General features: G+C 62.5%; 11 protein-coding genes. 6 read left to right on the top strand and 5 right to left on the bottom strand.

All coding sequences use genetic code 11. The annotated features are described in order from the left end of the window. The first annotated feature begins 62 nt into the window (after positions 1–62). From ACWTV3_RS09700 to ACWTV3_RS09690, 3 genes are read left to right on the top strand one after another with little or no spacing between them, the layout of a single operon-like run. A complete protein-coding gene (locus ACWTV3_RS09700; protein WP_498478014.1) occupies positions 63–1,091 on the top strand; it encodes a glycosyltransferase family 2 protein in 1,029 nt (342 codons plus the stop codon). Positions 1,092–1,095: 4 nt separating this feature from the next. Further along, positions 1,096–1,914, top strand: coding sequence for a CDP-alcohol phosphatidyltransferase family protein (locus tag ACWTV3_RS09695; RefSeq protein ID WP_498478013.1), 819 nt, complete (start codon positions 1,096–1,098; stop codon positions 1,912–1,914). Continuing rightward, positions 1,911–2,777 (top strand): glycosyltransferase family 2 protein, encoded by an 867-nt coding sequence (locus ACWTV3_RS09690; RefSeq protein ID WP_498478012.1) that lies wholly within the window; start codon positions 1,911–1,913, stop codon positions 2,775–2,777. Before ACWTV3_RS09695 ends, ACWTV3_RS09690 begins: the two co-directional genes overlap by 4 nt. Before the next feature lie 204 nt (positions 2,778–2,981). On the opposite strand, the gene ACWTV3_RS09685 is transcribed toward ACWTV3_RS09690, so the two are convergent. Further along, entirely contained in the window at positions 2,982–4,901 is a 1,920-nt protein-coding gene (locus ACWTV3_RS09685) for a DEAD/DEAH box helicase (protein ID WP_498478011.1), read from the bottom strand. Positions 4,902–5,092: 191 nt separating this feature from the next. Between ACWTV3_RS09685 and ACWTV3_RS09680 the strand changes: the two genes are divergently transcribed. Then, on the top strand, positions 5,093–6,385 hold the full coding sequence (locus ACWTV3_RS09680; protein WP_498478010.1) for a CDP-glycerol glycerophosphotransferase family protein: 1,293 nt from the start codon (positions 5,093–5,095) through the stop codon (positions 6,383–6,385). Positions 6,386–6,409: 24 nt separating this feature from the next. Here the strand turns inward: ACWTV3_RS09680 and ACWTV3_RS09675 are convergent, their stop codons facing one another. The 4 genes from ACWTV3_RS09675 to ACWTV3_RS09660 all read right to left on the bottom strand — a co-directional run bounded on the left by ACWTV3_RS09675 (position 6,410) and on the right by ACWTV3_RS09660 (position 9,854). Then, on the bottom strand, positions 6,410–7,387 hold the full coding sequence (locus ACWTV3_RS09675) for a hypothetical protein (protein ID WP_498478009.1): 978 nt from the start codon (positions 7,385–7,387) through the stop codon (positions 6,410–6,412). A 75-nt stretch (positions 7,388–7,462) separates the two neighbouring features. Continuing rightward, a complete protein-coding gene (locus ACWTV3_RS09670; RefSeq protein ID WP_498478008.1) occupies positions 7,463–8,218 on the bottom strand; it encodes an ABC transporter ATP-binding protein in 756 nt (251 codons plus the stop codon). Next, positions 8,218–9,018, bottom strand: a complete 801-nt coding sequence (locus ACWTV3_RS09665) for an ABC transporter permease (RefSeq protein ID WP_498478007.1) — start codon at positions 9,016–9,018, stop codon at positions 8,218–8,220. The genes ACWTV3_RS09670 and ACWTV3_RS09665 overlap by 1 nt, the downstream gene beginning before the upstream one ends. Positions 9,019–9,161: 143 nt before the next feature. Beyond that, a complete protein-coding gene (locus tag ACWTV3_RS09660; protein ID WP_498478006.1) occupies positions 9,162–9,854 on the bottom strand; it encodes a phosphocholine cytidylyltransferase family protein in 693 nt (230 codons plus the stop codon). Between the two features lie 198 nt (positions 9,855–10,052). Between ACWTV3_RS09660 and ACWTV3_RS09655 the strand changes: the two genes are divergently transcribed. Together ACWTV3_RS09655 and ACWTV3_RS09650 are read left to right on the top strand one after the other, a co-directional pair. Continuing rightward, positions 10,053–12,311 carry an ABC transporter ATP-binding protein gene (locus ACWTV3_RS09655; RefSeq protein WP_498478005.1) on the top strand — a complete coding sequence of 753 codons (2,259 nt, stop codon included), beginning with the start codon at positions 10,053–10,055 and terminating at the stop codon, positions 12,309–12,311. Further along, a complete protein-coding gene (locus ACWTV3_RS09650) occupies positions 12,287–13,858 on the top strand; it encodes a hypothetical protein (RefSeq protein ID WP_498478004.1) in 1,572 nt (523 codons plus the stop codon). Before ACWTV3_RS09655 ends, ACWTV3_RS09650 begins: the two co-directional genes overlap by 25 nt. Positions 13,859–13,897 lie beyond the last annotated feature (39 nt).

The raw sequence follows: 13,897 nt of genomic DNA, 5'->3' as shown, positions 1-13,897 counted from the left end.
CCGCTGATCGCACGCAACGCGATAAGCTCTATCGGACAACCCAGTCCTACGTATTGGAACCCATGGCAAAGAAGGCTCAAGCCCTCACTGGTGTGTCGTACGTGATGCCCGTACTCAACGAAGTTGAACACATCGAGGCAGCCGTCGACAGCCTCACAGCGCAGGACTACGAAGGACCCTTCGAAATCGTGCTCGCGCTCGGGCCAAGCGTTGACGGCACTAACGCCATCATCGATGAAATGGCGCGACTCGACCCGCGCATCCGTCACATCCCGAACGAACTTGGCTCCACTCCCGGCGGGCTCAATGCTGCCATCCGCGCCTCCACTCACCCCATCGTGGTTCGAGTAGACGCCCACTCCGTGTTGCCCACCAATTACACGCGCATCGCCGTTGAAACCCTCGAACGCACCGCAGCTGACAACGTCGGTGGCGTGATGAAAGCGCAAGGTCGCACGCCCTTTGAACGCGCCGTCGCCCACGCCTACGGATCACCCGAGGGTCTCGGTGGCACGCAACACCACACGGGCGGCGACGAAGGCCCCGCCGACACCGCCTACCTCGGTGTCTTTCAGCGCGACCGACTCGTTGAGGTTGGGCTCTTTGACGAAGACATCAAGCGCGGCCAAGACTGGGAACTCAACCGACGACTTCGTGCCACCGGCGGCACCGTGTGGTTCACCCCCGAACTCGAAGTTGTTTATCGCCCGCGCTCGAACCTGCGCACGCTCATCCGTCAGTTCGTCGCGACGGGAATCTGGCGCGGTGAACTGGCGCGCCGCTTCGGCACCGCTAACTCGCTGCGCTACTTCGTGCCGCCACTCGCAGTGCTCGGAACCGCCATCGGGCTCATCCTCGGCATTATCGGTAGTGTCACCGGTATCAACTGGCTCGCTATCGCCTACGCGGCCCCCGCCGTGTATGGCCTCTTCGTCGTGGCAGCAACCGCTGTTGCTACTGCACAAGAGGGGTTACGCTCAGGTCTTTGGTATCTGATCGTGTTGCCGTGCATCCACTTCGGATGGGGCAGCGGGTTCATTCTCGGATTCCTGAAGCTCACGAAAAATATCACTGCGCAAACGGGAAGGTAACACCGTGTCCCCCCACACACCCTCGCAGCCCTCTGCGCGCCCCACCTCCATCGCTCAGCTGCGCGAAGTCACGCAACCTCCCGAGGTTCGACTCCGCGCAAACGCCGAGCACTGGACGGCGTCGCTGTACCTGCGCGACCTCTCTCCGTACCTGACCTGGATGCTCCTCAAGACGTCCATCAGCGCCAACGGTGTCACCGGGCTCATGATCCTCACCGGCTGGCTCACTGCCGCGGCACTCCTCATCCCCGGTTTCACGGGCGCTGCGCTCGCGCTCATCCTCGGCCAAATGCAGATGCTCGTTGACTGCAGCGATGGCGAAGTCGCGCGCTGGCGCAACACTCGCTCACCCGCCGGCGTCTTCCTCGACAAAGTGGGGCACTACAGCACCGAAGCCCTCATCCCGATCGCCTTGGGCATCCGAGCCGCGGGCTGGCCCCTCGACTTCCCGGCAGACTTCGCTTGGACAACGGCCGGGTTCGCGCTCGCGCTCATCATCGTTCTCAACAAAGCGCTCAACGACATGGTCCACGTCGCTCGCGCTAACGCTGGCCTCGAGAAGCTCAGCGACCGCAAGGGCGAGGCCGAGCCAAGCCACAGCCTCGTCGCCAGGCTACGCCGCTTCGCCCGCTTCGTACCGTTCCACCGCCTGTATCACTCGGTCGAACTCACGATGATCGCCTTCGCCACCGCCATCATCGCGATCTTCGTGCCCGCAATGGCCGCAGAACGCACTGTGCTGCTCATTCTGCTTCCGCTGGCACTCCTCGCGCTCGGCGGGCATTTCGTCGCCATCATGGCTTCCAAGCGCGTTCGCTCATGACCCACCGCGTTGGCGTTGTCTCGCTCAGTCAGGGCAAGCGCCCCGACGATCTGGCGCGCGGTCTCGCCTCGCTGCAGGCACAGCAAGGCGTCGAACTCGATGTGATCGTCGTTGGCAACGGCTGGCAGCCCAGCGGGCTCCCGGATGGCGTCCGCGGGCTTCACCTCGAATCCAACCTGGGCATTCCGGCAGGCCGCAATCGCGGAGTCGAGCATGTGCAGGGGGACTGGATCTTCTTCCTCGACGACGATGCCAGCATCCCGTCACCGACGTTTCTCAGCGATGCGATCGCGATCATGCAGGCTGACTCCAGCATCGGGCTCCTGCAGCCGCGCGTCGAAGACGCTGAGGGCAAAGAGAACCCGCGCCGCTGGATCCCGCGCATTCGCAAGGGCGATCCGGCGCACCCCAGCGACGTTTTTTCCGTCTGGGAGGGTGCCGTTCTGATGCCGCGCCCGCTCTTCGACGAGATCGGCGGCTGGGGCGACCCGTACTTCTATGCTCACGAAGGCATAGAGCTCGCCTGGCGCGTATGGGGCGCCGGCAAAAGGGCCTGGTACGCCGGAAATCTCGTGGCGAATCATCCTGCCATCGACCCCGCCCGTCATAGCTACTACTACCGCCTCAACGCGCGCAACCGCATCTGGTTGGCTAAGCGCAACCTGCCCGTGCCACTCGTACCCATCTACGTGGCCAGCTGGACGGCCATCCACGTGCTGCGTTCCGCAAAGAACCCCGTGGGCATGCGTGCTTGGTGGGGCGGCTGGTTCGCCGGCTGGCGCGAAAACCCCGGCGGACGTCGCAGCATCAGCTGGGCGACAGTGGGGCGGATGGCGCGGGCCGGTCGCCCTCCCGTGATCTAGCCACCACCACACCGGCTTCGCTCGCGGCATGCGTCATCCGCCGCGCCCGCCGCGCCCGCCGCCCCGCGCGCCGCACCGCCCACGCGAACGCCACGCCCACGCACCGCACCGCCCGCGCGAACGCCACGCCCACGCACCGCACCGCCCACGCAAAAGCGCGGCACCTCACCGAAGTGAAGTACCGCGCTTTCGTTAGTTCATGCTCTAGGAGCGAGGCTTGCGCTTGGGGCGATCGTCGTAGCTGCCGCCGCCTTCGCGACCACCGGCGTAACCGCCGCCACTGCGGTCGCCGTCACGGTTGTTGTAGCCGCGTGATGCTTCACGTTCGCGGTTAGCGCGAGCGCCACCTTCGAAGGAGCGGTCGCGGCTGGGGTACTGGCCTCCACCGGAGCGTGCGCCGCCGCCGTTCGCCTTGCGGTCCGGTGCGATCTCAATCAGCTTGCCGCTGATGCGAGTGTCGCGCAGGCGCTCGAGAACGTCTTTAGACATGTCGGCAGGCAACTCGACGAGCGAGAAGTCCGGACGAATCTGAATGTGTCCGAAGTCGTCACGGCTGAGACCACCCTCGTTGGCGAGTGCGCCAACGATCTGGCGGGGCTCGACGCGCTGGCGCTTGCCCACTTCGATACGGTACGCCGCCATGGGCTTGGTGGAACGCGGACGGCGCTCGGGGCGGTCGCCACGATCTCCGCGGTCGCCACCACGCTCGGGGCGATCGGTGCGTGCCTTGCGCTCGTCACGCTCAGCGAAACGCTGGGCGCGCTCTTCTTCAGCCGAGAGCAGCAGGGGGGTCTCGCCCTGAGCCACGACGGCAAGAGCGGCAGCAACATCCATCTCGGGTACGTCGTGGTGTTCGACGTAGTGACCGATGATCTCGCGGAATGCAGTGATGCGCGCCTGCTGGTTGAGGGCTTCGGTGATGGCGTCGTCGAAGCGCGTGAGGCGCGTGGAGTTGACGTCTTCAACCGAAGGGAGCTGCATTTGCGTGAGCGGCTGGCGCGTGGCCTTTTCGATGGCGGTCAGCAGGCGACGCTCGCGAGGAGTGACGAAGCTGATGGCCGAACCGCTGCGACCGGCGCGACCCGTGCGACCAATGCGGTGCACGTACGACTCGGTGTCAACGGGGATGTCGAAGTTCACCACGTGGCTGATGCGGTCAACGTCGAGTCCACGAGCAGCAACGTCGGTTGCTACCAGGATGTCGAGCTTGCCCGACTTGAGCTGGTTGACAGTGCGCTCGCGCTGGGCCTGAGCAACGTCACCGCTGATCGCGGCGGCGGAGTAACCGCGGGCGCGCAGCTTCTCGGCGAGGTTCTCGGTTTCGCTCTTCGTGCGAACGAAGATGATCATGCCTTCGAAGTTTTCCACTTCGAGGATGCGGGTGAGAGCATCCACCTTTTGCGGGTAGGAGACGATCAGGTAGCGCTGAGTGGTGTTGGCCGACGTCGTGGTCTTGGCCTTGACCGTGATCTCTTCAGCGTCGTTGAGGTACTTCTTGGAGATGCGGCGAATCTGAGCCGGCATCGTTGCAGAGAAGAGAGCGACCTGCTTGTCATCGGGGGTGTCGGCGAGGATCGTCTCAACGTCTTCGGCGAAGCCCATCTTGAGCATTTCGTCGGCCTCATCGAGAACGAGGTACTTGAGCTCGGAGAGGTCGAGGGTGCCCTTGGCAAGGTGGTCCATGATGCGGCCGGGGGTACCGACAACAACGTGAACGCCTCGGCGCAATGCCGACAGCTGAACGCCATAGGCTTGTCCGCCATAGACGGGGAGCACGTGCACACCACGCATGTGGGTCGCGTACTTCTCGAATGCCTCACACACCTGCAACGCGAGTTCGCGGGTGGGGGAGAGCACGAGCGCTTGAGGCTTGCTCTGGGATACATCGAGGCGCGAGAGAATCGGCAGCGCGAAAGCTGCGGTCTTTCCCGTGCCGGTCTGGGCCAGGCCGACTACGTCGCGCCCTTCCAGAAGAGTAGGAATAGTGGCTGCTTGGATAGCCGAAGGCGTCTCGTAGCCAATGTCGCGGACCGCTTTCAATACCGCATCGCTGAGAGCGAGGTCGGAGAAAGTGATCGCGGTCTCGGTGGGTTCAGACGGTGCGGTTGAATCAGAATCGGTCATTGTGTCAACAGTACCTGCTTAACCCCTAGTAACATGCGGTTTTAAGGGCTCTTCCCCAGTAATCTGCCGCGAATGTGGGGCTAGTACTATCGAAAGCGCTGCTCAGCCTCCTGCTCAAGGATCAGCATCGGCTCGATAACGGTGTGGCGCGGGAGCTAGCGCACCATACTTCCAGTGATTTGATTGTGACCATGGCTCTACTGAAGGACATCAAGACCGCACGCAAGGTGGTGCGCACGATGTTGCGCTCGCGCCGCAATCGGCGACGCGTTGCCGGGCTGATTGATGAGCATCCGCTGCCCGTTCCCGGATCGGTGAGCATTGCCGTTTATTTCGCTGATACCAAGGTGAACCTCTACCAGATGCGTCAGTGGTACGCGCCCCTCGCCGAGCTGTCGAAGCGCTTTCCGGTGGCGATCATTGCGCGTTCGCCCAGCTCGGTGCTTGCCCTCTGGGATGAGGCTCCCGTGCCCACCATCTACTTGCGTCGCGTTTCTGAGCTTGAGCAATTCGTTGCTGAGCAGCCGTTGAAGATCATTTTCTACGTCAACCAGAACGCCAAGAACTTTCAGATGTTCCGCTACGGCCGTATGTGGCACGTTTTCATCAACCACGGTGAGAGCGACAAGATGTACATGACAACGAACCAGTTCAAGGCCTACGACTACAGCTTCGTGGCCGGGGATGCTGCGCTCGATCGACTGAGCTACAAGCTTTGGGATTTCGATCTCAAGAAAAAGGCGATCCCCATCGGGCGCCCCCAGGCCGATCACTTCGCCGGTGACCTTCCTTACACTCCGGATGACCGCACGGTCGTGCTCTATGCGCCCACCTGGGAGGGCGACCGGGATGCGGCTGCCTACGGTTCGATCGAGAGTCACGGGGTCGCTCTGGCCAAGGCCGTTCTCGCCAGCGACAAGCACCGCCTTATTTACCGTCCGCATCCGCGCAGCGGTGTGGTCAATGCCGAGTACAAGCGCGCCAACATCGACATCATTGCGGCGATTGCCGAGGCAAATGAGTCCGATCCTTCGGTGCAGCACATTTACGACGACGGCAAAGAAATGGGCTGGCAGTTAGTGGCAGCGGATGTCGCGATCACTGACGTTTCGGCAATGGTTTACGACCGTCTCGCCACCGGTAAACCTCTCATCGTTACGCGCCCGATTTCGGAGCATGCGGAGATCGACGAGGGTGGCTACCTCGGTTCGTGCGAATGGCTGCGCGCCGATCAGGCCGGCGACATTCTCGCTATCGCCGAGCGAGTGCAGGTCGATACCGAAGCACGAGAACGCTTGGGTTATTGGGCAGAACGTCACTTTGGTGACACGACGCCAGGCGCGGCTACCGCTCGCTTCCACGAGGCCGTAGAGTCGCTCGTGGCGCTCTGGCACCGTCACGCGCAGATTCACATCGGCGACCGTCACGTCACCGAGGTCGACCCGTTCGAAGATGACGACGACGAGTCGCCCGACGCAGAGTAGTCCGTCTAAGACGAAACGCCCTGCTTAGCGGGGAGCTTCGGTCTCCGACGCCGAGTCCAGCGTCGGCTCGTGCTCGTGCTCGGGCGTGGGCTCGGCTGCGCTAGCGTCTCCGGCCTCGATTGCCGTCAATTGATCGGAGTCCAAGTGCTGTTCGAGATCGGCGAGTGTTTCGAGCTCAACCCAGCCGCGGCTCTTGCGTCGGTGGGGTAGTCCCGGCAGTGCGGGCAGTGCGGGCAGTGCGGGGAGGCGCTTACGTTCGCCTCGTACCCGAGGTGTCTTGGCTGCCTTGGGCAGCGCGATTACCGGCTCGAGCCACGACGGCAGCGTTGCGGGAGCAGGCCCGAACCCTTGTCGAGCAGTGCGGATGATCTGACGGCCGAGAATGTTGTTACCGCCACCACCGATGACCGCGCCGATACCGAACGGCATGAGACGACCAACGACGTTGGTGCCCTGCGCGGCAGCGTAACGCTTGAGGAAGGTGCGCTTGAGGCGGTCGGCGATGGGACCCACCAGCGTGCTGGGCAAGTTCTTGGCCAGAGTCTCGCCCCAGAACGCGGAGCGAGCGGCGCCGGTGCCCGTGGCTTGGGCGGCGAGCTGCTTCACGAGATCGCTGCCGGCACCACCTAGCACCATCGTCATGACGAGAGCGCGGGCGCGGTCGGGGTCGTCAACGACAATGCCGTGTACCTCGGTGACGGACTGAGCAAACAGAGCACTCGCCTCAAGAAAGCCTGCAGTTTCGACGCCGGAAAGGGCGAGGGATGCCCCTGTGCCCACGGCGGGGATCGCAGCGCTCACCCCCACGAGGGCGCCACCGGTCGTGACCGCAGCCAAATAACGACGCTCAAGGACGGCGATGATCTCATCCGGAGTGGCCTGAGGTTTGCTGCGACGGATGCTACGGATGTGCGCCAACACAACGGGACGCTGCACCGTGAGCACGCGGTCGATGCCGCGCACCACCATCGGGTGTGAAGTGCTCATATCACTGGATGCCATGGGTTAAACCGTAGCGGAGGTGTCTGACGGCACCCCGGGAGTAGGCCAGCCGTTGGCCAACCGTGACGTCGTCCGCTAGCGTTCTCTGCGCTTGATGCCGTAGTCGGCGTTGTACTGCGCGAGCACATCGTCGATGGGGCCGTCTATAAGCAACTCACCTTTGTCGAGGTATAGACCTCGAGTACAGAAGCGACGCAGGTCGCGTTCATTGTGCGAGACGAAGAAGAGTGTCCGCCCACCGTCGAGCAGGTCTTCAATGCGGCGGTAGCACTTTTCTCGGAATGCTTTATCGCCTACTGCGAGTACCTCATCGACAAGAAGGATCGGTTCCTCGAGGCGTGAAATCACCGCGAATGCGATACGTACCTTCATGCCGCTCGAGAGGTGCTTATAAGGGGTGTCGAGAAAACGTTCGATCTCGGCAAAGTCGATGATCTCGTCAAAGCGGTCGTTGATCTCTTGTTTGGTCATTCCGTGCAGACCGGCAGTGAGATAGACGTTCTCGCGCACAGTGAGATCGTCTACGAACCCGCCGGTGATCTCGATGAGCGGCGCGACCCCGTCATCGACCGAGACGCTGCCTTCATCGGGAAGGACGACTTGCGCAACCAGCTTCAAGAGTGTCGACTTACCTTGGCCGTTGCGGCCAACAACGCCGATAGCTTCGCCCGCTTTTACATTGAAGCTGACATTTCGTAGCGCCCAGAATTCGTCTGACCGAGCTCTGCGTTTGCGACCGGCAAAGAGATCCTTGAAGTTGCGGCGTGAACGTCGGTGGAGTCGAAACCGGATGCCGGCATCTTCAACCCGAATGACGTGTTTGTCACTCATTAAATTTCCTTCAGCACGGCGCGTTCGGTGCGCGCAAAGACGAGGATTCCGACGACCATGATGATGCTGCTCATGAGCGCGGAGATTAGCACGGCGTACCAATTAAGTTGGTCCGGGAAGAACGCTGCTCGGTAGAGAGAGAAGATTCCGGCGAGCGGATTGAACGCCGCCACTCCTTCGAGCCCCAACTTAGCGAGATCAGGAAGGCCGTAGATAATCGGAGAGGCGTAAAAAAGGAATCTCAGCGCTAGCTTCGTGGCCCGCTCAAGATCTCGGAAGAACACGACGAGAGGGGCGACGATTAGGCCAACGCCCATCGTTAGAATTGCCTGAATCGCGATGGCGAGCAGGAAGTACACGGCTTCCCAATGCAGTACTGCACCGTTGACGATGGCGAAGAACGCAATCACCGGGATGCTGGCAAGAAATTCGATGCCCTTGGAAAGCACGAGACGCGCAACCCAGATGGTGCGAGGGATGTTAGTCGACCGGATCAGTTTGGCCTCACGCAGATACGCGCGCGTAGAGTCTGCCACGGCTCCGTTGAACCACATCCACGGCAACATCGCGGAGAGCAAGAACACAATGTAGGGCTTCTCGCCTACCGTGCGCTCAAAGATTTCCGTGAAGACAAACCAATAGATGCCGGCCATAACTAGAGGGTCGAGGATCGACCACACGTAGCCCAGGGCGGACGTTGAATAACGCACGCGCAGGTCGCGCACAGTGAGCAACCAGAGAGTGCGACGGTATCGGGTAAGGGGGGACCACGAAGGTCGTTCCAATGCTGTGTTCGCCACGCCCCTATATTAGGTGGCAATTTGCGAATCGCCTGCACGTGACCGATCTGGGGCGGATTTTTCCTCGTTGAATGCACTAATGCCCGCCGCGCACGAGGTGCGGACGGGCATTAGTGATCGGCGCTACAGCGCAGCTTTCGTGCTTAGACGAAGAGGTTGGCGCGCTCGAGGTCTTCGGCGAAGTCAACCTCAATGGCGTAGAGGTCTGAGATGTCGATGGGCTCGATGAGGAGGTTGTCTTCTTCGATGGCGAGCTCAATGCCGCGTTCGAAGTAGTCCTGGTCGCCGACCTTCTTGAGGTGGCGCAGCAGCGTCGCCTTGGCGTCGCGCGAGATGTAGTTGATTCCCACGGCCTCGCCCAGTCCGCCCTTGACGGTCTTGGAGAGCTCCTTGATGAAGCCCTCAGCGTCGGTCGTGTACTTGACCTCTTCGTCAGATACCTTCGCGGTGTTGACGCTGACGAATGACTGATCGCGCGCAACCATGGCTGCGGCGCGCTCGAGAGCGGTGGGGTCGAAGACGACGTCGCCGTTCATCCAGAGCACTCCACCAGGAGTGGACGCCTGAAGCGCACGCATGAGGCTCTTCGACGTGTTGGTTTGGTCGTACTGCTCGTTGTAAACGAACGACGCCTCGGGGAATGCCTCGATGATGTGCTCGAGCTTGTAGCCGACAACGATCGTGACCTTGACGTTGTTGCCGAAGGCGTGGTGGATGTTGTCGAACTGCTGCTTCATGATGGTGCGGCCATCGCTGAGCTCAGTCAGGGGCTTCGGAAGCGAGCGGCCCAAACGGCTGCCCATACCGGCAGCTAAAATTACTACCTGTGTAGTCATGGTGGTCTCCTCAATGTTCTGGGGCTCGGGAACAGCGCATGGTTAACCTGCTGTTAACCCGAGATTGGCAAAATCGACACACCTTTGTGCGATAGTCAGGCTAACGGTGCTGCCCGAGAACTCCATAGATTTAACTGGGTTGTTGCCTATTTGTGATACACGCTCATTCTCACGGCAACTGCTTGGTAGGTTTGGACAGTGGAAAATGCCCAGACACCCGACGAGGGCAAGAAGACTGTTGAAACGCCGGTAACGAAGCCCGCGAGCAGCACCCGAAAGCCGGCAGCGGCCCGTGGTTCTCAAGCGAAAACGTCTGCCGCCAAGCCCTCAGCTTCTGCTACTCGTAAGCCTGCCGCCAAGAAGCCTGCAGCTCGAAAGGCGCCTGCCCGCTCGACGAGCGCCGCCGCGACCAACGTGACGCCTGCTCCCGAAGCGTCGACGGTTCCAAAGCCGTCATCCCTAGCGGCGAAGAGCGCTACCGCGAAGCCGAGTGCGGCCAAGCCAAGTGCGGCGGCAAAACGCCCCGCGGCGAAGTCATCGACTGCTGCCAGCACTGGTGCAAAGACTTCGGCCACGAAGAACTCCAGAACCTCCAAGCCAGCCGCAGCCAAGAAGCCCGCCTCGCGGGCTGCTGGCGCGCAGCCGGAGACCGTTGTTACCGCAGCCGAGGATGCCGAGCGCGCCCTCACCAGCAGCGATACCAGCACGAGCGAGTCGGTGGATGTCGTAGTTGAGTCGCCGAATGAGGGTGCCGCTACCGCTGCTGGCGTTGCCGCGCCCAAGCCCGGGGCCCCGAAGCCGCAGGCTCCCAAACCGAGCGCCCCGAAGCCCACGAGCCCCCGCTCCACGTCGCCGAAGCCCACTGCCCCCGCTGTGGACTCTGACATCGCCGACCGCGCTGCTGACGACGTTGAAGTCGTAGGAACCGCCGCCGTCGACATCACCACTGACGGGGAGCCCGAGACTGAGGTCGAGACCGCGCACGTCGATGCGCCTGATGCCGACACTGATGCCTCAAAGGTCGGCGTCGATGCCGATAACGCAGACGACACCGAAAGTTCTGCCGACGACACCGCGGATGCTGCGGCAGACGTGAAAGACACCGACGAGGCGCCTGCCGCCGAAGGCAAGCCGGATGCTGTACTTGCCGGCCTGGCGCGCTTGCGCGCACTCGCCTCGCAGTTTGCGGCCCCGGCCGCCGAAGCTGCAGCCCAGAAGGCTGCCGCTCAGAAGCTCGCAGACGAAAAGGCCGCCGCCGACAAAGCCGAGACTGACAAGTTTGAAGCGGAACGAGCTGAAGCTGAAAAGGCTGAAGCAGAAGCAGAAGCAGAAGCAGAAGCAGAGCGCGTTGAGGCTGAGCGTCTTGCGGCTGAGACGGCTGATGCTGATGTAACCGAATCCAAGGCTGACGAAACCGACAGCGCCGACGAGGCAGACCAGCCCGACGAAGCCGATGAGGTGCCAGCCGCGGAACAAGACGCCACCCAAACGGACGCCGCGGAGTCAACGACGGCCGCGCCGGTAGAGGCAAAGCCCGAGACTGCTGCGCCCGAGGACGAGGTGCTCGGCTCTGACGCTCCAACGATTGTGGTCGAGCTCGAGAGCGATGACGTTGCAGCTTCCGAAACGGATGACGCGAGCGCAGCTCTGGTTGCCGTGGACGCCACCGTTTCTCATGGACTCGAAGCGACATCCGAAGACGTTGTCTTGCAGGTGAATGGACTCTCGAAGGACTTCGGCGACACAGTTGCTGTCGACGACATTCGCCTCAGCGTGCGCGCGGGAGTGTTCTACGGAATTGTTGGCCCCAACGGCGCTGGTAAGACCACGACCCTCTCCATGATCACCGGTTTGCTGCGCCCCGACTCGGGCAACGCGACCGTCAATGGTGTCGACGTGTGGGAATCGCCCGAGGTAGCCAAGCGCTCCATCGGTGTACTGCCCGACCGTCTGCGCATCTTCGACCGCCTTACCGGCTCGCAACTGCTCTACTACTCGGGAGTGCTGCGCGGTCTCAACTCGACCGAGGTGCGCAAGCGTTCCGCCGACCTCGCGACGGCCTTCGGACTCGACGACGTCATGGGGCGTCTCGTCAGCGACTACTCGTCGGGAATGCTCAAGAAGGTTGCGCTCGCCGCCGCCATGATTCACTCGCCGCGACTGCTCGTGCTCGATGAACCGTTCGAATCCGTCGACCCGGTTTCGGCAGCAACCGTCACGCGCATCCTCAAGCAGTACGTCAACGCCGGCGGCACCGTGCTGCTCTCGAGCCACCGCATGGAACTCGTGCAACGAGTCTGCAGCCACGTCGCCGTCATCGTTGAAGGCAAGCTTCTTGCCGACGGCACCATCGACGAAGTGCGCAACGGAATGTCGCTCGAAGACCGCTTCGTACAGCTGACCGGTAAGAATTCCAGCGGGGGAGGGCTCGAGTGGTTAAGCAGTTTCTCCGACTGAAACTCACCCTCCTCGCGAATGCTTTTCGCCGAGGGCCGCTCGTAGCATCCGCCATGGGACTGGTGCTGATCTACAGCGCCGTACTCTTCCTGATCGCCATTTCTGCCGTAGCAAACCTGCGCAGCACCACCGTAGAAGTAGCCGGAGCGACCCTTGTGGTCTTCGGCTCAGCGGTGCTTATCGGGTTCCTAGTGATGCCACTCGGCTGGAACGCGGATGACCCGCTCGACCCGCGCCGCTTCTCGTACCTGCCGCTGACTCGTATCAAGCTCGCAGCCCTGCTGCTGCTCGTCGGCGCGATCAGCATCCCCACCGTCATGCTGGTGGGCCTCACCATCGCCCAAATCGTCGCCTGGTCGGGAACCGTGGCATCCGCCCTCGTCTCGGTGCTTTCCGGGCTCATCGTGATCGCCACGGCGGTAGTCGGAGCTCGCCTCGCGAGCCTCATCGCCGCCCGCTACCTGAGCACCCGCCGCCTGCGCGAAAGCTTCGGCATCGTAGCGATCACTCTCGTGGTGGCCTCGCTACCGATCGCGGTGATGCTGGCGCTCGCCGACTACCAATCGCAAGTGCTGCCCGTGATTCGACGAGTCGCCGCGGTTCTGGAATGGACACCCCTCGGCGTCGCCTTCAGCGCGCCAGCAGCGGCGGCAACCGGTGACAGCGGTGACGTCGTCGCCAAGCTCGCGATCGCCCTCGGGTTCCTCGCGATTCTCGCGGCTTGCTGGTACTTCCTCATGGGCTACGTTCTGGCTCGCCCCGAACGCAGCGCCGTCGAAACGTACCGTTCCGGCTTGGGCTGGTTCCGTCTCATGCCGGCAACGCCCCTCGGCGCAATCGCCGCCCGCAGCCTCAGCTACTGGGCTCGGGATGCACGCTACTTCGTTGCTCTCTCTGCAATCCCCATCATCCCCATCGGAATGGTGGCAGCGCTCCTCGTCGGCGGCATCGGCGCCGACGTAATCGCTTGGATTCCCGTGCCCGTCATGTGTCTGTTCCTCGGCTGGAGCGCACACAACGACGTCGCCCACGACAACACGGCACTCTGGACTCACGTCTCGGCCCACACGCGTGGTGCTGACGACCGGTGGGGGCGCATCGTCCCCAACCTCCTGGTCGGCATCCCGCTCGCTGTGGTCGGAAGCATCATTACGGTCGTCATCGTCGGCAACGACGAAGCACTTCCTGGTTTGATCGGGCTCAGCCTCTGCGTGCTCTTCGCTGGGCTTGGCATCTCGAGTGTCAGCTCCGCCGCCTTCCCCTACGCAGCGCCGCTGCCCGGGCACGGTGCCTTCATCCAGCCCCAGGCCCTCGTCTCGAACGCGGCCACCGTGCAATCCTTCACCTTCGCGCTCTCGCTCCTGTTCGCGCTTCCCGTGCTCGCCGTGGTGCTCTTCAACCCCTTCACCGAACTGCAGCCACACTGGGCCGCGTTCATCGTCGGGGTGCCGCTCGGTCTGCTCGTGCTCGTGATCGGCGTGTACTGGGGCGGTCGCATCATGGTGCGCCGTGGCCCAGAGCTGCTGGCGCTCTCCTCACAAAACTGATCAACCCCCACTGAGCCGTGTCAGCAGAATCACAGACAC

The sequence above is a fragment of the Salinibacterium sp. AL4.1 genome (assembly GCF_059767305.1).
This window is presented reverse-complemented; position numbering and strand designations above follow the sequence as displayed.

What these genes read in the sequence shown, in the direction of transcription:
- ACWTV3_RS09660 (WP_498478006.1), bottom strand. Translation starts at nt 9,854, where the DNA reads ATGACTACACAGGTAGTAATTTTAGCTGCCGGTATGGGCAGCCGTTTG.
- ACWTV3_RS09680 (WP_498478010.1), top strand. Translation starts at nt 5,093, where the DNA reads ATGGCTCTACTGAAGGACATCAAGACCGCACGCAAGGTGGTGCGCACG.
- ACWTV3_RS09670 (WP_498478008.1), bottom strand. Translation starts at nt 8,218, where the DNA reads ATGAGTGACAAACACGTCATTCGGGTTGAAGATGCCGGCATCCGGTTT.
- ACWTV3_RS09685 (WP_498478011.1), bottom strand. Translation starts at nt 4,901, where the DNA reads ATGACCGATTCTGATTCAACCGCACCGTCTGAACCCACCGAGACCGCG.
- ACWTV3_RS09675 (WP_498478009.1), bottom strand. Translation starts at nt 7,387, where the DNA reads ATGGCATCCAGTGATATGAGCACTTCACACCCGATGGTGGTGCGCGGC.
- ACWTV3_RS09700 (WP_498478014.1), top strand. Translation starts at nt 63, where the DNA reads ATGGCAAAGAAGGCTCAAGCCCTCACTGGTGTGTCGTACGTGATGCCC.
- ACWTV3_RS09690 (WP_498478012.1), top strand. Translation starts at nt 1,911, where the DNA reads ATGACCCACCGCGTTGGCGTTGTCTCGCTCAGTCAGGGCAAGCGCCCC.